Source organism: Bacillus sp. PDNC022, assembly GCF_016919285.1.
Taxonomy (GTDB): domain Bacteria; phylum Bacillota; class Bacilli; order Bacillales; family Bacillaceae; genus Bacillus; species Bacillus safensis.
Map to the genome: position 1 here is coordinate 1,210,403 of NZ_CP070345.1, position 18,012 is coordinate 1,228,414.

At 37.4% G+C, this 18,012-nt stretch carries 18 protein-coding genes; 1 reads left to right on the forward strand and 17 read right to left on the reverse strand.

What is annotated here, in order from left to right:
- Positions 1-12 precede the first annotated feature (12 nt).
- From rimP to JVX94_RS06365, 7 genes are all read right to left on the reverse strand, one after another.
- Positions 13-486, reverse strand: a complete 474-nt coding sequence (rimP, locus tag JVX94_RS06335; protein ID WP_003211398.1) for a ribosome maturation factor RimP — start codon at positions 484-486, stop codon at positions 13-15.
- A 647-nt stretch (positions 487-1,133) separates the two neighbouring features.
- Entirely contained in the window at positions 1,134-1,940 is an 807-nt protein-coding gene (locus JVX94_RS06340; protein WP_205184983.1) for a class I SAM-dependent methyltransferase, read from the reverse strand.
- Positions 1,941-1,965: 25 nt separating this feature from the next.
- On the reverse strand, positions 1,966-2,631 hold the full coding sequence (locus tag JVX94_RS06345; RefSeq protein ID WP_205184984.1) for a CPBP family intramembrane glutamic endopeptidase: 666 nt from the start codon (positions 2,629-2,631) through the stop codon (positions 1,966-1,968).
- Positions 2,632-2,644: 13 nt separating this feature from the next.
- The gene (locus JVX94_RS06350) at positions 2,645-3,454 is read right to left on the reverse strand and encodes a SagB/ThcOx family dehydrogenase (RefSeq protein WP_203129820.1); all 810 of its coding nucleotides are present in this window, start codon (positions 3,452-3,454) and stop codon (positions 2,645-2,647) included.
- A gap of 24 nt (positions 3,455-3,478) precedes the next feature.
- Complete coding sequence (locus tag JVX94_RS06355) at positions 3,479-4,825, reverse strand: YcaO-like family protein (RefSeq protein ID WP_205184985.1); 1,347 nt, start codon at positions 4,823-4,825, stop codon at positions 3,479-3,481.
- Between the two features lie 2 nt (positions 4,826-4,827).
- Positions 4,828-5,808: a TOMM precursor leader peptide-binding protein gene (locus JVX94_RS06360; protein ID WP_088001411.1), complete on the reverse strand. Its 981-nt coding sequence runs from the start codon at positions 5,806-5,808 to the stop codon at positions 4,828-4,830.
- A 13-nt stretch (positions 5,809-5,821) separates the two neighbouring features.
- On the reverse strand, positions 5,822-6,529 hold the full coding sequence (locus JVX94_RS06365; protein WP_203129818.1) for a Rossmann-fold NAD(P)-binding domain-containing protein: 708 nt from the start codon (positions 6,527-6,529) through the stop codon (positions 5,822-5,824).
- Between the two features lie 427 nt (positions 6,530-6,956).
- On the opposite strand from JVX94_RS06365, the gene JVX94_RS06370 reads away from it, so the two are divergent.
- Positions 6,957-7,082, forward strand: coding sequence for a plantazolicin family TOMM peptide (locus tag JVX94_RS06370; protein ID WP_080701195.1), 126 nt, complete (start codon positions 6,957-6,959; stop codon positions 7,080-7,082).
- A 316-nt stretch (positions 7,083-7,398) separates the two neighbouring features.
- Here JVX94_RS06370 and JVX94_RS06375 read toward each other — a convergent pair whose 3' ends face one another.
- From JVX94_RS06375 to JVX94_RS06415, 10 genes are all read right to left on the reverse strand, one after another.
- Positions 7,399-8,118, reverse strand: a complete 720-nt coding sequence (locus JVX94_RS06375; RefSeq protein ID WP_205184986.1) for a pentapeptide repeat-containing protein — start codon at positions 8,116-8,118, stop codon at positions 7,399-7,401.
- 144 nt (positions 8,119-8,262) lie between these two features.
- Positions 8,263-9,009, reverse strand: a complete 747-nt coding sequence (locus tag JVX94_RS06380; RefSeq protein WP_144485216.1) for an ABC transporter permease — start codon at positions 9,007-9,009, stop codon at positions 8,263-8,265.
- Positions 9,010-9,264: 255 nt separating this feature from the next.
- A complete protein-coding gene (locus JVX94_RS06385; RefSeq protein WP_205184988.1) occupies positions 9,265-10,158 on the reverse strand; it encodes an ABC transporter ATP-binding protein in 894 nt (297 codons plus the stop codon).
- A 21-nt stretch (positions 10,159-10,179) separates the two neighbouring features.
- Entirely contained in the window at positions 10,180-10,473 is a 294-nt protein-coding gene (locus JVX94_RS06390; RefSeq protein WP_205184991.1) for a winged helix-turn-helix domain-containing protein, read from the reverse strand.
- Positions 10,466-11,059, reverse strand: a complete 594-nt coding sequence (locus tag JVX94_RS06395; RefSeq protein ID WP_088001425.1) for a hypothetical protein — start codon at positions 11,057-11,059, stop codon at positions 10,466-10,468. Before JVX94_RS06395 ends, JVX94_RS06390 begins: the two co-directional genes overlap by 8 nt.
- A gap of 257 nt (positions 11,060-11,316) precedes the next feature.
- A complete protein-coding gene (locus JVX94_RS06400) occupies positions 11,317-12,459 on the reverse strand; it encodes a glycoside hydrolase 5 family protein (RefSeq protein WP_095408497.1) in 1,143 nt (380 codons plus the stop codon).
- Between the two features lie 24 nt (positions 12,460-12,483).
- Positions 12,484-12,651 carry a hypothetical protein gene (locus JVX94_RS19565; RefSeq protein WP_240193809.1) on the reverse strand — a complete coding sequence of 56 codons (168 nt, stop codon included), beginning with the start codon at positions 12,649-12,651 and terminating at the stop codon, positions 12,484-12,486.
- The gene (locus tag JVX94_RS06405) at positions 12,632-13,714 is read right to left on the reverse strand and encodes an endo-1,4-beta-xylanase (protein WP_240193810.1); all 1,083 of its coding nucleotides are present in this window, start codon (positions 13,712-13,714) and stop codon (positions 12,632-12,634) included. Before JVX94_RS06405 ends, JVX94_RS19565 begins: the two co-directional genes overlap by 20 nt.
- Before the next feature lie 82 nt (positions 13,715-13,796).
- Entirely contained in the window at positions 13,797-15,902 is a 2,106-nt protein-coding gene (locus JVX94_RS06410; RefSeq protein ID WP_205184993.1) for a glycoside hydrolase family 48 protein, read from the reverse strand.
- Between the two features lie 33 nt (positions 15,903-15,935).
- On the reverse strand, positions 15,936-17,786 hold the full coding sequence (locus JVX94_RS06415; RefSeq protein ID WP_205184995.1) for a glycoside hydrolase family 9 protein: 1,851 nt from the start codon (positions 17,784-17,786) through the stop codon (positions 15,936-15,938).
- Positions 17,787-18,012 lie beyond the last annotated feature (226 nt).

Genomic DNA, 18,012 nt, shown 5'->3' on the forward strand with positions numbered 1-18,012 from the left:
TCAATGAAAAGGTTAATTGAACGAAACTGCTAATCTTGCGTTAGCTATTTTTTCGTATGGAATATTGATCTCTTTCTTTCTTGTCTTGATCTTCACTGTCACTGTTGCAATCTCACCATCAAAGCTTGTAAGCTCACCTTCAAATGCTTTTTCACCATCAATTGGTTCATATGTTTTCATGAAAACATTTTTTCCAAGTGCTTTTTCAAAATCAGCTTTTTTCTTTAATGGGCGCTCCGCTCCAGGAGAGGACACTTCAAGAAAGTAGTTTTGGCTAATCGGATCTGCCTCATCAAGCTTTTCGCTCAAGGCTTCGCTCACTTTGGCACACTCTTCGATATCGACGCCTTTATCAGAGTCAATAAACACGCGAAGGAACCAGTTTTGACCCTCTTTGACAAATTCAACATCAACGAGTTCAAGCTGTAAGCCATCTAAAATTGGCTGCACCATTTCGCTTACGACATCCACTACTTTTTTGCTCATTCTCTTCCTCCTTGTGCTTTCGATAAACGCTCTTATCAATCATTCTGCATAAAAACCCTGCTTTATGTGAGCAGGGGGAGCAGAAAACGGATGAATAATGTCGAGACAAAAATTGCCTGTTCAATACAAAAGAGCGGGTTTCCCCACTCTTGTCTCGGTAATCGTTAGCATTTCCATAAAAACTATACCATATCCAATTTTTTTATGCAAATGAAGTTCCTCCTTAAAATAGGTACTCGTTCATCGATTACTGCAGCATGTTCAGTACCATTAATAACCTCTCTCTTCCTTTATATAGACGGAAAGCCACTCTGACCAGAACGGGCTGGGAATAATGCAGCTGTATGCAATGAGAGCGAAGAACAGGGCCCCTATGAAAGAAAGTAATATCTACACTAAGTCATTTCTATTTCGAAAAAACATTTTGTATGACACAGGGTGGGTATTCATATAGAAGAAAAGAGTGTATCAGTTCAAAGCTCCCTAATGGATAAAAACTTCAACGCTAAAGAAATAAACAGTTCAATTTTAATCCCTTTGCTCCCTCACTTCAAAGAAACAAACGCCACTTTAATTTTTAGCGAATAGCAATTTAGAGATCATTCACATTATACATAAAGAAAGAACCATGTTTACATGGAGTTATTCTATCCAGACTGTTTAATAAGCCATGCATGTAAAAGTAAAGGTGTCTTCTGTTCTGAACTGCTATATTCGTCTGGAACCTGTCTTAACGTTTGTTGTAAATTTTCATTTCCTATTAACGATAAAAACTCCATACTAAATGGGCTAAATCCTCCAATTATAGAAGTACCAATCTTATACATCATATCTTTTCTAGTTTTGGTCATATAGGTGAGTAACTGTTCGAACTCAGATAATGTCAAAGAGGCGTGATATTGATCATATAAATACAGTTCCTCTTCTTTGTTCTGAACTGAACTCAATCCACTTTCTAGACTATCTCGATTTAAATCAACAATATAAATAATAGATTCATTTGATAAATAAGGAAGTAGCTGTTCTAATAATGCTAACGGATCTTCAAATAGCCCAAAACACAAATGTATTAAAATCACATCATAACTTTTCGCATGTGATGAAAAATTTTTGATATCTGTACAAATAAAATTAGCTTTTATATTCAATTTATTTGCACAATGTATGGCTTCTTCCGATGAATCAATTCCAGTCAGATCAGCTAGAGGTAATTGCTTAGATACATACTCAAGCATCTGCCCTTGTCCACATCCTATATCTAAAATAGAGGTAGGGGTTTTTTTGAATGTTAGTTGATAATAAGAAATGAAAGTTTGAGCTGATAGAAATCGAGTAAATGATGTTTCTCGATTATCATAATTTGAACTTATTTTTCTTTTTTCTGAATCCAAAAACCATGACTGAGCCAGAGCTCTTTTTTCTTTAAGCTCTTTCATCTTTTCTTGTATTATCACAGGGTTTACCACCTTTATAAAAGCCTCACCAATCAGTTTCAGATAATACGGGAGGTTTCGTTTTGAAGTTCTTTATTTTGAGAGGTTGAAAAAAATGAATGAACAGATTATGTGAAATATGAAATGCTATCGCTGCTAGAATACCAAACGTTAAGTATGAAATAACAGTAATTAATGTAAAAAGCGACATATAAGCAATAGACTTAATACCACCTATTGGTATATGCAGCAAGATAAATCCTATTGAAGTGATACAGATTGATAACGCTACAGATTCCACAAAGTTTGTTAGTAATATTAACGGGAGAAAAAAACGCCAAATCAATTCTTCTGATAGAGCCGTTAATGGAAGAAAAAAGATCGAATCAACATTGACAACATATCTGCCTTTAAATACAACAACTTTGTTTTTTAATTTCCATAAAATTGACGGTAATAGGACACCTAATAAAAAGAAGAGTAAAATACCATACACATTTTTATTAGTTGAAATTTCAACTAAGAGCTCTTGAGAAAATGCTCCACAGCATATAGAAGCTCCGATAATCGTGAATCCATCATAGCTCCTCTGAGGAGTGATATAAGTTATTAACTTTCGATCGGATATTGGTTTATCTCTCTTGATTTTGATCGCCATTTTAGAGCTTAAGGGACCCAAAAAGTGAATAAGGATCCCTAAAGCTGCTACCATTGAAATCATCTATTTAAGTACCCGCAATCAATGTATAAATTGGGGCATCATCTACTCCATTAAATCCACCGATTAATTCCATTAACTCATCATCGATAAACCCTCCGAACGGTCGACTATTAATCTTCTGTGCAGTAGATAGAAGGATCATATTTTGCATGACATGTCCTGCCTCCATAAAAACGAAGCGATAAGAACGATGTCCATACTTAAATCGAGAACGCCAAAAATTAGCTGAAATGACTACAGCAAAAGCAAAATCTTGCACGGATTGTTCTTGTAACATTATTTTCTCAAATTCCTTTTCAGAGTAATCACCCATTTTAGTCAACCCTTTTCTATACGGATCGAAATGATAAACACCTTTGTCTAAAGAATCCACTTTGTTGGCTACAATAAATAGATCTAGAGGATAGAGTGCCCCGCCAGATGGTATAGGGCGTCTAGGTCCTTCTTTGCGCTCTACCAATCCATAACTCTTCTGTAAAACTGTTGAGAGTTGTTCTAATGAAACACTCCCCCCGCTAAAATAATCTGCACTTCTTCGTCCCTTTATGACATCGTCTAAAGATATATTTGTATTTAATGGTTTAGGTAGTGAAATTAAAGGTAGGTCATCAAATCTTTTACTTGCATGTGTAGCAATCTTTTGCAAAGTTTGAGATCGAAGCAGCCCTGCAACTCCAGGTGCGTCCCATGCCATTGAACCTCTATAGATTTTTGTTGCCTCAAACCAATTTTCAGAAGGATCATCAAACCGTAATGCTTCATTTCCATAAACAACATCAGCCAAATTAGTAGCATGTCTTTCAATACTATTCATATATTTAATCACCTTTCTACAAAATTAAGGAAATGGATGCGGTATTGGATTCAGTTCTTCTAACTTAAAAGGTTTATCTACTAAACCTAAATGATAAGAATGTTTTAAAATTCGTTCTCCACCCAACATTCTACCTCTATATAGAACGTCAATTGGTTTATATCCAGGGACAATTGATTTTACGACATAGGCCCCAGCATCTTTTATATCAGGGCTGGTTAAATCAAAAGTTGCAACATGATATCCTTGTTTTGATAAATGACTGACAAGGTTAGTCCATAAAATGTCTGGAGAACGATCATCAAACGGTGCATAGTCTTTAACGTCCACTAATTTTTCACTCGCTGTTAAGAAATCAGCTTCTTTCACAATAGCTGTTCCCGCATAGAGCTTAATATGATCTTCAAAACTGTTGATATCACGATGATAATCTACATCCACTAAGGCGTTTCCTAATCGTTGTTCTGTTTTTACCCAAGTTCTTGTATACATTCCCTCTATTGCAGCTTTCTCACATGCTCTTTCTATTGAATGGGCAGAGGCAGCGCCAATAGCAAATGGAGCTAAATCTGTATGAGGATTTCTTATCACTGCCAAAATAGTAGGAACACCAGAAAAAATGGTCATGTCTATTAAATGCAAATCAAGAGAAGTAGGTTTAATATATCTTTCATAGAAATGTTTTAATCTAGGTGAAGAATTAATGTCGATCTGCGGTAAACTTAACTTGTTATACCAAGTAAGCATAAATGCATCTCTTTCAATTGTTTCAAATAAACCTGAGATTGCCGCTTCTTGATATGTAATACCACAAGCTAGTCCATTACTAGTTGCATGACCAATATTGGGGTCTCCTGGCCACTCAGTATAATTGGCAATATGAATTAATTGAGCAGGCGTCCAAACATCTTCATTATTTTCAGCAATATGACCTTTTCTCCACCATAATTTTGTATCTTCATTCCATCTATCATGAGGAAAATTCGGGTCTTCATATTGAGCTTCAGCATACATCTCCCACTTATCAAGGCCAATTACTGATTTGCCTTCATTGATTAAGTCCTTTTGAGAACCAAAACATACAACATCAGAGTTTAAAGGTAAATAAGCGGCACTATATCTTTCTACCGTCTCACCTATAGCTGCTAATCTGGCTGCAGCTGGATTAGCAGATCCTCCTCCATTATAAGAATTAGAAGGTACCCCAAATAAAATATGACTGTCTGTACCATGCGCTCCATATGAATGACACCATATATCATCAACGTCTCTGAGTTTTCTATACTCTCTACGGACGATCCCAGCATAAGGATCTGCCAATTCGTCGAGTATGTCCCATGACTCTTCTAACGTTGTCCATTTATTAGCCATAATTAATTATTCACCTCACCATGAAACCAAACTTGAGGAAAACCGGTATCTGCAGCTGGGGAACACTTTGGGCATCTAGGAACTCGATAAACACGATGATGATTACATGAAACACCTTTATCATCTAAATTAATTGTTGTAAATCCACCTGGTGTTGCACTTGGTGCGTAATCTTTTAGTGTGAGCCATTCTAAAATTAAATTACTTGCAATTCCGACTTGAACTAAATTAATCGGCATATGATAAACCGGTTTCTTTTCAGGGTTCACAGGTTTAATTTTCATTAAGTCTGAACGCAATACTTCATCAGAAAAGTTTGCTGATTTTCGAAGGTTATAGCAATGTAAACAAGCTGATTGATGTGGCAAGAAAAACGGACCTACCCAAGATGTCTGTCCATCATATGGCACAATGCTTAACCAAGGGATGTGGTCTTCTAATGCCAGATCATTTATTTCTTCAAAAATCGGGTCTAAATGAGAGTTGCCAATAGCAACCCTGATATCTGGCTGCTTATTTAATTCTCCTTTAAGTACTACTTGTAGCCCTGCCTCTTGCAAATGACGAATGAATTCAGCAGCAACTGGATTATGATCTCGCGTAATAACTTCAACAATCCCTGTTTTTAAACGATCTATTATATCTTCAACCAACACTTGTCCACCGGCTCTTTCATAAGACAAAAGCGCAGTTAAATCAAAGGTCATATCCGTCTTAACACACATTCCGTTCGCAACTAAAAATTCGAGAACATGTTTTAATTGATCACTCTCTACTTCGAAATTCTCCTCCAACTCTTTAATCGAAACCCCATTATCTTCCGTAAGATAATCAGAAATTTCTTGAATAAATTCAATAATTCCGTCACCTTCAATTTTAGTGACAGTTTGTGCTTTTAAACCAATCAGACTGTCTTCTAGTTTACCTAGCGTAATGTGTGGTGCTAATTTATACCTCGTCATTTCTTGGTCTTTGACAAACATATATTATTCCTCCTTAAGAATAATTAATTTGTATTTTAGATAATTGTGCCCGATTTGGGGGATGACCAATTATTTGTTCCAGCGTGTTCGTAAATGTCTGTAAATGTTTTGAAGAAGAAGCTTCTTGAAATTCGACTAACCATTCTAATACGTCTAAAGGCATATTGTTCTGGGACAAAATTGATATGACCTCTTCTTTACTTTTACAATACAATTCAATTTTCATGTTTAAATCCTCTTCAAAAATATCCTTCAGCCTACTCATACTTACTAACTCTGGTCCTGTTAAATCATATGCCTTTCCAGCGCGATTCCTAATATCCTGTTTAGGGATCAAACATGCCTTTACAACATCTTTTGTATTGATCCAATTAACTCCCTCGGGAGAAAATGCAGTAATTAATTTACCAGTAGCACCTGCCCATCCTCTATAAAGTTCTATATTAATATCAAGCGGTGAAGTCCTATAAAGTATGCTATTCTGATAGATTTTCAATAATTCACTTTCAAGAGAACCTAGTTCATCCTCGACAGTCTGCCTTCTATTAGATAAAATAATCGTTTCCGTTTGAAAATCAGTATTATTTATAAAGTATTCTTTGTCATAACTAACAGCTCCGCCCAAATCAATTATTTGAACAGGGTAGTCTTCATACTCGACTTTCATCTTCTCTAAATAGGCTTTTATTGGTTCTCTAATACCAACATAATGAATACTCATAAAGAGCACCTCCCTCTCTTCTCTTTCCTGATTATCAGTGAATGGTGAAAATCTAAATTAATCAAACTTATAATAGAAATAGTAATCTTCTATTTGAGTTCTTCATAACATAGTAAACTCAACTTTTTTCATACATTTAATTAACTTAATATCTAAATACCCAAAATATTTGATCCAAATTAACACCAACCTTTAATCAAAAAATAACATAAAGACCATATAAAACCTTCAAATACATAAAATTTTAAATATAGTATTATTTTCCATAGTCATATTAAACCACATTTTTTCGGTGGTATCAACGGACTTTTCAGAAAATATAAAACTTTCACACTTAAATATTGACAAATAAAGACTTATGAACCATCATATGTAATATATCAACTACATATCTATGTTGATAAATTTTAAAGAAGGAGGTCTAAAGATGACTAAAATTACAATCCCAACTGCTTTGGCTGCTAAGGTACATGGGGAAGGTCAACATTTATTCGAACCAATGGCTGCGCGCTGCACTTGCACAACAATCATCTCAAGTTCTTCAACTTTCTAATCAACTTTAGTTTTTCGTAATATATGATTAAAAGATTTCCCACACACCTAGCGAAGCAGACTTAGCTAGGTGTGTGGGCATCTTTCATTTGAATAGAAATTTTTCACATTTATTTTCCTTAACGAAAACCCTGCATTTAACTCGCATTTATAAAACTTCATCAAATAATGAAGCTCATACTTGTACTTCAATTTAAATTCTCTAAATGACTCTTTCTCTTTATATGAACAAGACTCGCAAATCATGTTTATCAAGAGATAGTGGATAAAACAAAAATAAAAGGCTATTGAGATTTTTCTCAATAGCCCCTGCTATATTAAATATCGATTACTTCCACACCGCTTAAATCTGCCCCTTCTCCTTCTAAAATATGATAAGTCATTTTATCCATTGTTACTCCAATAAAATTTAATTTTTTAATCGTACATGATTTAAAATTAACATTGATTAATTTAGAATTCTCAAAAGAAATGTTTTTTAAATAACAATTTTCAAATGAAACATTTATTAAAGATGATTCATCAATACTAACGTTGGGTAAATGACAGCCATATAAAGAGGAATTCTTTATCTCACAATGTTCAAAATGAGATTGAGTCAAATCACTCTTTTCAAAGGTAGATAAGGAAATTTCAGAATCACTAATATTCACTTTTTTCAGATAACATCCATTAAACTCTGAATGGTTCATCACTTTTTGTACAATCGAAAGCCCCTTAAAATCGCACAACTTATATTTAATATTTATAAATGTTAACCAATCTAAATCAGCATTAACAAATATTTTTTTCACATGCTCTACGCGGTTATGATCATCAATAACTAATGTATTATGATCAATGCTTATTTCACCTGATTTCAACTTTTCAATAAGCATATCCTGAACTTCTGCATCTTTTATTCCATCATTTTCGAGTTTTAATTTAACATTTCCAAGCAGCTCTAATAATTCTTTTTTCTTTTCTTCATATGTTTTGTCTTTTTTATATGGCCGAAAACAACTTTCAACATACAGTTCTACCTCTTCACTTAACATTGCCTCACTCCTTTTCTACAGACGGCATACATGTATTGATTTTGTGGTCAGCGTTTTAGAAATAGACTACTTGAATTTTAGATAAATCATTAAAATCAACATTTAAAGTTTATGTGCATAACATTTAGCTGGAATTTTTAGAGGCTAGCCTCTGGCTCTCTTTATATATTTTTTATAGCCAACTAACGAAAGAATAAACCCTAACAGTGTATAGCCTATAAGGACTACTGTTACTAAGATCAAATTCTCTCCCCCGGGTAGTGTTGATACTGATTGCACTAAGCCTTGATGTGCCCAATACTGCGGGAAGAGCATTCCAATTATTTTGAGATAACCAGGTAATTGATCAAATGGAGTCCATAAACCACAAGCAACTGCTGTCCCTAAAGCAATCATGTTTGTCATCACTAGGCCTGTATTCTCAGTTTTAGCAAATGCGGCGATGGCAACTCCCCATGAAGTCACTTGCATTGATAATAGGACAACTACTAAGAAATACGAGCTGTATTGTGTTATTTCAATACCATATAAATAAACCCCTAAAATGGTTAACAACAAAACTTGAAATAAAATGATGATAAAGAAAGGAACGCACTTTCCAAGAAAAAAATGATGCGGCTGTAAAGGAGTACTTGCTAGCCTTGCCACAATTCCTTTCTCACGATCTTTTACAAAACTAATGACAATTGAAATAATGACAAATGTGGAGAAAAACACGCTCATCCCTGTCACTGATTGAGAAGCAACCAATGTTTTTTGTGCTTGAGAACTACCTGATGTAAATAATTCTATTAAAAGAATAATTGAAGCAACTGGTAATAAAATGGTCCAGAACAACAATGATCGATCTTTCACCTGTTTTATAGATTCGATGCGGACTAATGGCCACATAAAAATCACTCCCGTTATATTAATTTGATTCCCATTCTATATAACTCTTAAATAATCACATTTTTTATTTATTTTACCATTTATGGATGTGGCGAATTAGAATGAGTCACATAATGTTGACTAATTACTTATGATTTTAAATCTACGGTACACACAAATTCATTCTATTCGTTAGATTTATGCTCTTTCTACATCAGTTACTCTTTTAAGTTAATTTAATTGAAATACGAGAGTGGTTTTCATTCATAAAGATATTTATTGTAATTGATCACGTAAATCTGTTCCTGTTAATTGAAAAAAGACATCTTCAAGTCTCGGTCTGTACAAAGATAATTGTTGGGGAACCAATGATTCCTTTTTACTCAGTTTAGCCAAATCTTCTAAAGTATCTAATGGTTTTGTAGTTTTTACTAACACTCCACCTTGATGAGTAATAAAATCATACCCGAGACTAGTTAATGTTTTATTAGGAATCATAGATTCAAAAAAGACAGATGTTTCTGCGTAACGATTCAAAAGCTCATCTATTTTGCCTTCTTCAACAATGTTCCCTTTATCAATGAAAGCCACATAATCACATAAATTCTCTATTTCCTCCATATAATGACTTACATAGATAATAGTTCTTCCCTCTTCCTTCAATTTGTTAATGATGTCGAAAATATAACGTCTTGATTGAGGATCTACCCCCACTGTCGGTTCATCTAAAAGAATTAACTTAGGAGCATGCATTAGAGCGCAGCCAATATTCAAACGACGTTTCATGCCTCCTGAAAAGCTTTCAACTATATCATTTGCTCTTTCCCACAATCCAACATCTTTTAGTGTTTTTTCTACTCGTTCATCTAATGTTTTCCCTTTTAAACCATAAATTTGTCCAAAAAACTCCATATTTACTTTAGCTGTTAACTTTTCCTCTAAGCTGATGTCTTGAGGGATGTAGCCGAGCACACTTTTAGACTCACCAACATGCTCAACTCTGCCTTCATAAGATTTTATGATGTGAGATATAATTTTCATCAAGGTTGATTTACCAGACCCATTTGGACCTATTAATCCATAACAAACTCCTTCTGGAATCGTTAATGTAATACTGTCTAACGCTTGGGTAGTCCCGTATTTTTTACTGACGTTTTCTATTTTCAACATTTGGCACCCTTTCCTTCCATCTCATTTATTTTTTAAAATGGCTTCAATAACACTCAAATATTCTTTGTAGGCGTGCTCTCCCAAATCTGTTATACTAACGATTGTTTTTGGTTTTTTATCCACAAAAGTCTTTGTGATTAGCACATAGCCTGCATCCTCTAATTTTTTTAAATGCGAACCCAAATTACCGTCTGTTACAGATAAAGAACCTTTTAAGAAGCTAAAATCACATTTTTCATAAATCATTAATAAACTCATAATCCCTAATCGAACTTTTGGATGGATTAAATCATTTAAACTATTGACATTACTCATTTCCTTGTCCTTTTCTTTTTAAAATCACGCCAGTTAATAACAAACTTCCTCCACCAATAAAAGCAAAGATAATGTTCATTAAACTAGGAAATAATAAAAATGTAGTTACACCTAAAACACTTAGCCAGAACCCCATAATAAAGATCTCTTTAGCCAGAACAATACCTAAGAGTAAATACATGATAGAAACCAATAAAACAACATAAAAGGGTAAATTATTTAATGTATATGGTAATAAACCAACACATATTAAAAAAATAAAGATACCTAAAATGATTCCAAGACCAAGCCATGTGTATTGCAATTGAGTTCTTAAAAACAAGGGCATCGGTATCATTTTCTTTTGTTTAAAATATGTAGTTAAAGTGATAACCCAGCCCGCAATTCCTAAAATAAGCCAAAAGACACCTGTAGCTATTGAGTTAGCAAAAAGTAAAGGGATTGAATATCCCATTATCCAAATGAGGCCCCAAATGATAAAATAAATACTAGTTTGTTTACAATACTCTGTTTTATAATTTGTAATCGTCTTGATATGAGATAAATTCTCTAATATTTCTGAATTATTGAATTTTTCATTATTCATAAATAAACTCCTCTTCCACAAAGAACTCTGTGATACAGAGTATAGAATTAAATTTCCATTTAGTCAAGTTATTGGAAATATATTTTTATGAATTAATATAAAAAATAAATATAACCACCTCCTTCCTCAACGATCTCATAAATACCTTCTGCTTGTTGATCGTTTCTGAAAACCTTTTTCAATGGTTGGTCTCATAACCGTTTCATATTTCAAGATATTTAAATATAGAGAAGATGATAAACATGCATTCTCATATTCTATTTGGAAAATCGGTTTTTTTCATTCATTCTTTTCGCATGTTCACTGATAAGTGCTGCCTCCCTGCTCCCTTTTATGATGCGGAAACCGTCATAATCTGGATAAAGCGAGTTATCGTCCTGAATGCTAGTTAAAATCCAAAATTGACTGCCAGCCCCTCCGAGCCGCTCAACCGCTGACAGCCAGCTTTGATATACGTCAGGACGTGCTGATTGATTTTGATAGCCAAACTCTTCTAAAACAACTGGTTTTCCGATTGAGTTCCCGCGGGTGATATGGTCTTCAATCCATTTCACTCCCCAAGGAGCAGATTTGTTCCAGTGATCTGGGTACAGATGATAGGTCCCATAATCGATATTAGGAAGAGCCGTCAAACGGTCCCAATCGACGCCTTCTCCGCCTCCGTAAAACCAATCTTCATGCCCTGGTATGCGAAAGAACCCTTCATCTCCTACTGCAACAAGATGGTGACGATCCAGCGATTTGATCCATTTACTCATTTCATCTGCCCATTTGACTAGTACATTTCCCGTTGGATCTGACTGAACACGCGGCTCATTGGCCAATTCCCAAGTCATAATAGCTGGATCGTCTTTATATTGAACACCTGTATACGTATTGGTTCTTTCTAATACATAGCGCACATAATTTTTGTAAGCTTTTTGAATACGAGGATCTGTATAGAAGGCATCATGCGATCCTGCCTCGAACCACTTTACGTATTGATTCATACCGCCAAAGTCATCCCAATTGTTCACTAGTGGGATAACAAGCTTTATTCCTTCCTGTCCTGCTTTATAAATCGCATAATCTAGTTTTTGAAAACCCGATTCTTCATAGACCCCTGGACTAGATTGTAAGACTGAGTTTTCTTGAGGGGCCCCGTCATGAAAGCCCCATATCCTGATGACCTTTAAATTCATTGCTTTCATATCATCGAACACAGCATCTACCATCTTTTTAGATTTGTAATGGAAGTAGTAATTATTTGTGCCGGCGAAGTAAAATGGTTGATTGTTCAGCGTAAATTGTGTACCAGACGTCTGCACATAAGCTGCGGCCTTAATCGTAAGTGAAAACCAGCCTGACCATATAACGGCCACAAGTATGAAGCAAGACACTCTTTGAGCCCACTTTTTCATTTACATTCTCCTCACAATCTATCTCTATCCTTCTTTAGGCAAGATTACGTCTAGTTGAAACGGTGTTTGTTCATTTGAATCGAGTTCAATTGTCTGCTGTTTGAGCATTTTATTTTCTTTGCCGATTCTAATCTCATATGTTCCGTGAAATGCTGGACATATCACATTGCCATTAGCATCTGTTTTTTTCAACTCTTTGGGTCGTCCACTCATTTAGAAGCTTTTCATAACGTCGTCCTGCTTCATTTAAAGACCAATCATAATTCACGATGGCCGCATGTTCACCTCTCCAATGGGCACCTGCCCAAAATCCCCACATCAGTACTCCTTTAACGGCTGGATGACTAAATGCGACGCGATATAAAGCCTCTAGGTTATCGGCTCTTCTATTAGGGTCAGGGTGAACAGAGTCGTACTCTGTGACCCATATTGGAAGACCAAGCTCAGCAAGCACATCGAGCCTCTCTTTGACAATGACTGGATCGACCCGTTCTTCAAAATGGCCTTGAACCCCAATCGCCTCAATAGGTGCGCCTAACTGACGCAGTTCATTGATATGCGCTTTATACGCATGGTGCTCACCATATGAGATCACATTATAATCATTCACAAACAATAGTGCTTTGGGGTCAATTTTTTTCGTTTCTTCATACATCCACTTCCAAATATTTTTCCCAAAGCGATCTTTAAAAAATGAACCGTGCATCATTTCATTGTTTACATCCCAGTGACGGAATCTTCCCTTAAAATGATTGCCCGCATGCTCAAGCCGGTTTTTCATGGCTTCATATACTTCGTGATTCGGCAGTGACCTCAGCCAGCTTGGATTCGCATCCTCTACCTCCCAAAATAAAGCGTGCCCCCTCACTGGAAGTTGATGTCGATCTGCAAAATTCAGCATCGCATCTGCTTTTTCGTAGGTGATTTTTCCTCTTTGCGGCTCATTCGCATACCATTTTGCCTCATTTTCAAAAACAGCCCAATTAAAATGCTTTACGAAAAAATCAGCATATTGTTGATTAAATAACACTTGGTCATTCATTGCTGAACCAAATGCGAATTCATGCCTGATTTGCTTCATTTCAACCTCTATACCTGCTACTGGCTTTTTATCAACGTTTGTCACGTTGATCACAATATCTCTTTGTCTATGCTCTGAGATTCGATCATCCGCCTCTTTTTTCCATATCGGATTTCCCTGCCCATTTTCGCCACTATTGAATGATTGATGAAGAAAGCTTCTTTCTTTAACCATGTAAAATCACCCTTATTTTCATTGGATTGATATTACCTATTCAAACTGCCGGCTAGAAAGCCGACAGCTTGATTTTGACCTCTTAGTTGATCAGTCGATGATATTCAGCATAGGCAGTGGCCATATCCACTTGAGACCAGAAGCGGTGATAAGTGAAAACTGGTGCGCCATTCTCCCATTTGCCTGTAGCTTCATTAAATGAAGACTGATATTTACTTTCGAGTGAAGACCACGCTGGATCTTGTTTAATCTTCGGACGAAGATCAGCAAAACTCGTATAGACCCCATTCCCTCCTCGCTGCGGATCAGAAGGAATGGTGCTGGCTCCAGGAATCTGATTTCCTTGACCAAATGTTCCGTTCCATCCATTTGGGAAATACACTTCTTTTCTAAAGAAACGGTCATAGTCTTCTCTATCTTCCTCTGTCACTATGCCGACGCCATCATTGTAATTCCATGCAACCTCTAGGAGCTGCGCGGCTGCATCTTTCGCTCTTGCACCAAGCGCCGTATAATCACCTGTTTCCAGTTTTGTGGCCGCAGCAAAGAATATCAAAGCTTTGGCAAGACTACCTAAAACGCCCGTATCCTGAGTCGGATCTTTTGTTACAGCTGTTAAATTTGGATTTCCTGTTGCAGACTGGAACCCATTCCAAGTATCAGGCTGTCCGCTCCAAGCAATATTTCCAGGAAGCCAAAACTCTCCAGGCGCACTTGTTGTAGCAACAGAAACGTTTGTTCCTCCTAGAATTCTTTGTCCTTGGTCATCTAAGAAATAACCCTCTTCATCCGACACAGGACGGCTGCCGATAAAAATGTAATCTAATGCATAGTTGACCCATTTTGTTATAGCAGATTTGGCCATTTGGACATTTTCAGATGTTTTGTCGCCATCTTTGACAAAAATATAATAAAGCTCTGCAACGCGCTCCATTGGCCACGCCTGCATCCCAAACCAGTTATTTGATGGCGGATCAAGGTAGACAGGCGCATCTTCATATGCCATATCGTAAAAAGTACTTCTTCCCGCCGGATAAGCGCTATAGTCTCCATTCCAGCTATTGGTTGCGCCTCCTGCAATGGCTCCTTCTTTCGATTGAAGCCATACGTAAAATTCAAGCTGCCTCTTTAATGTTTTTTCCCAATCGCTTGCCCCAGTAGCTGAAGATGGCTTTAAGCCTCCTTTATCTGTGGATAAAGCATAAGCGGCGACAGGATTTTGATATCCCTGATGACAATGGCTCGCTCCGATACGCCATGACCAGTTGGCATACTCCCCAAGTCCTCCGCCCCAAGAGGTATACCACGCCATTAAGTAATGACAGGCACCCTTTCCGTTTCCAGGATACGGATTCCCCTGCTTCCCGCTTCCAATCGTTTGAAAATATTTATCGTACATGCCGTAACGGAGGAAATCCCCCATTTTTTTCGCTTTATCAAGATAAGACGGCTTATTATAGCCGAGCTCCTTTGCCCAATACATCGCCTGTATCGCACGTGCATCAGCATCCGTTGCATTTGTATAGCGCCACTGAGCAGCTGGAGCTTGATTTTCTTTTGTGAACAAGCTCATAAAGCCTTCATTCGGCTTGCCAAAAGATTTATCGTCCTGTGATGGATGAGGGATGGACTCCCATACAGATTCCTGTGGACCACGCTGGAAGGTGTTCACATATGCCGCTTTATGTGATGGGTTGAGCAAGTTTCCATAGCCATACCAGTTATCTACGTCAAGGAGCCAGTGCATTAAATACGTTTCATTCGATCCATAGGTTGATTTCAATTCACTATCAATTGGATCTTGACCAGCAGGACGGGCACCGGTTAATTGGCTTGGGTATTGATCCGGAAATGGTTTCTCTGCTGCGTATGTGGCTGGACTGGACGGATTATAAGCATTCATATGCGGCTGCTCATCATGTCCATCCTCATTGACTGGAATGATGTACTTCTCCATATTGTCCCAAGCTGCCTCTAATTTGCTCCAGTCCCCTGTGTAATGTCCGTACAGCACCTCAAGCCACAGCCAATAGCTATACGCTTCTGAAGTTGTCATATGCCCATAATCAGGTGCTTCACAAATGAGCGTCTCGATTGAATGATACGGAATTCCTTCTGGTGAAAAATATCCATTCGCATCGCTTTTAATTTGATGATAAAGCGTTAAAAACCGTTCTTTGTTTGACAAGTCCTTCACCCTTTCAATAAACTCGTTGTTTTTTTATTTGTCTGGAAGTATGCCAAATACTAAAACATCATCGTCAAAGACAGGAATCTTCGGTGTTTTTTGCATATTGGATGTTAACCCTTGATAGGAATAATCATTTGAGGCATCCCATATATTCGATCCATTTGGAGCAGATAATCGAAATTGTATTTCCTTCTTATGCTCAGATTCTCCTCCAGGGAAAATAGCTACGCCCGTAAAATCGATCTCTGCAAAATAGACGCGGCTTGATGCGTCATATACCTTTAAAGGCGATAAGGAAGCGCCTTCATTGTAGGCTGCTGTCACTTGAATATCCTTTTCCGTGAATCCCTTTGCAAAGACCTCACTCAGATTGACGTAATATCTAAATGACAGTGTTTGACTGCTTCTTGCCGGCCAGCCGGACCTGTTGTAAAGCACTGCTTTCACTTGAGTAGATGTTGTATCGCTATGCATCACAGCTGCCTCTACAAAAAATTCTTCCTCCACCTGTTCTTTAGGCGGGAAATTTGGCAGTTTTGATTGTCCTTGACCAAACAGCTGCACCATTTTGGCGATATTTCCAGTAAAGGCGGCATTATAATCGGTCGCCACCTCGTTTGATATATAATCCGAGATGTCATCGTCATATTGATCCTGTGCATTAGGGCCCCCAACAAGCGCTCCATAAAGTGTGTGCCGATGAACTGAAGGATTTGTCAGCTGGTTCGACCATGAGCCGTGTGCAGTACGATGGTGCGGATGCTTCGGCGGATTCTGGCCAAAACCAACGACGTAGCTTCTATTCAGCGGATTGTCACCTAGCATATAGTGAGTTTGCTTGATCGCAAACGATTGGTATCGATTCTTCTTTTCTTGATCAGATACCCAATCAGCATATACAAAGGCTAAAAATGCTGCATTGGCGGCATAACGAAGTGAACCCCATTGATCCAGCCATGCCAAACCGCCAGGCGTATAGGTGATTCTTTCTACTTTTCCATTTTGAACAAGACCTGTGGTCCAGTAATCAAGATTACGCTCAGTCGATTCTATAAATCTGTTCTCTTTCGTGATTCTTGCAAGTAAAATTTGTGAAGCAAAAAAAGTATTGTCCCATGACATTGTAAACGTATAATCCCAATCCTTCGGCCATTCCTCTACTGCTTTTAATGCTTGGTTTAAATACGTTTCTTCATTTGTGGCCAAGTACAGCCAGATTCCGCCCCAAATAAGTTCGTCAACATAGCCGCTCCAGGAGTTGTAAAATGGCTGCGCATTGGTGACACAATCTGTATATTTGCCGCGATACCTGTCAGCAAATGCATATAGCTGTTTGGCGTGCGTCAAAAGCTTTGCTGCATAAGACGCATCTGTTTCTTTAAAAATAATAGAACCTGCTGCTAAAGCCGCCGCAGTTTGTGCAGCTACTTCTGTTCCAGGACAATGTTCATCAATTTTAAAAGCTGGCCGGTTCATCGGCATCACTTCTGCTGGTCCCCACCAAGCGTGATCGGCGTTTCCATCACCGACTTGCGCCCAAAATTCATTCGGTCCTGTATGTGCTTTCAAGAAATAATCCGTTGCCCACTTGATTTGATCTAGTATCTCATCAAGCAGCTCCGCCTCTTCATAAGCTTCTCGGTATTCATATACTGTCCATGCAAGCACGGCTGCTGAGTAAGCCATCGGAAGTCCAAATTTCACATGATCTCCTGCATCATACCAGCCGCCAGTTAAGTCATGCCCAACATCCTTCCCGTCCTCTAGTCCAGAATCTCCCCGCCAGTTAAGACGATTACTTTCCGGAAGCCGGCCTGACCGCTGCGCTTCATAAAACAGCATGGATTTTTGTAGAACCTCTACATAGTTGTAAGATGCCATTTCTTTATTGCTCACCCCTTCTTTTTAGTGAAACATTGATCAATAGACGAACCGCCTCCTTTTTATCTTTCGTTTCGTGATCTGTACAGTTTTGAAAAGAATCAAATAGGTTTCAAAAATAAGCATAGTAAACAGCAATCAGCTTTACGCTCATCGAAGGTTTTTCTTTTGATTCTCCTTCTGACTGTACCCAGAATGATCATATGTCGCTTAAGAACATTTCAGA

Coding starts and splice junctions, on each gene's coding strand:
- JVX94_RS06400 (WP_095408497.1), bottom strand. CDS start 12,459: ATGAAAAAGTGGGCTCAAAGAGTGTCTTGCTTCATACTTGTGGCCGTT.
- JVX94_RS06415 (WP_205184995.1), bottom strand. CDS start 17,786: ATGGCATCTTACAACTATGTAGAGGTTCTACAAAAATCCATGCTGTTT.
- JVX94_RS06345 (WP_205184984.1), bottom strand. CDS start 2,631: ATGGTAGCAGCTTTAGGGATCCTTATTCACTTTTTGGGTCCCTTAAGC.
- JVX94_RS06390 (WP_205184991.1), bottom strand. CDS start 10,473: ATGAGTAATGTCAATAGTTTAAATGATTTAATCCATCCAAAAGTTCGA.
- JVX94_RS06385 (WP_205184988.1), bottom strand. CDS start 10,158: ATGTTGAAAATAGAAAACGTCAGTAAAAAATACGGGACTACCCAAGCG.
- JVX94_RS06395 (WP_088001425.1), bottom strand. CDS start 11,059: ATGAATAATGAAAAATTCAATAATTCAGAAATATTAGAGAATTTATCT.
- rimP (WP_003211398.1), bottom strand. CDS start 486: ATGAGCAAAAAAGTAGTGGATGTCGTAAGCGAAATGGTGCAGCCAATT.
- JVX94_RS06405 (WP_240193810.1), bottom strand. CDS start 13,714: ATGGTTAAAGAAAGAAGCTTTCTTCATCAATCATTCAATAGTGGCGAA.
- JVX94_RS06370 (WP_080701195.1), top strand. CDS start 6,957: ATGACTAAAATTACAATCCCAACTGCTTTGGCTGCTAAGGTACATGGG.
- JVX94_RS06360 (WP_088001411.1), bottom strand. CDS start 5,808: ATGTTTGTCAAAGACCAAGAAATGACGAGGTATAAATTAGCACCACAC.
- JVX94_RS06375 (WP_205184986.1), bottom strand. CDS start 8,118: ATGTTAAGTGAAGAGGTAGAACTGTATGTTGAAAGTTGTTTTCGGCCA.
- JVX94_RS06355 (WP_205184985.1), bottom strand. CDS start 4,825: ATGGCTAATAAATGGACAACGTTAGAAGAGTCATGGGACATACTCGAC.
- JVX94_RS06350 (WP_203129820.1), bottom strand. CDS start 3,454: ATGAATAGTATTGAAAGACATGCTACTAATTTGGCTGATGTTGTTTAT.
- JVX94_RS06380 (WP_144485216.1), bottom strand. CDS start 9,009: ATGTGGCCATTAGTCCGCATCGAATCTATAAAACAGGTGAAAGATCGA.
- JVX94_RS06365 (WP_203129818.1), bottom strand. CDS start 6,529: ATGAGTATTCATTATGTTGGTATTAGAGAACCAATAAAAGCCTATTTA.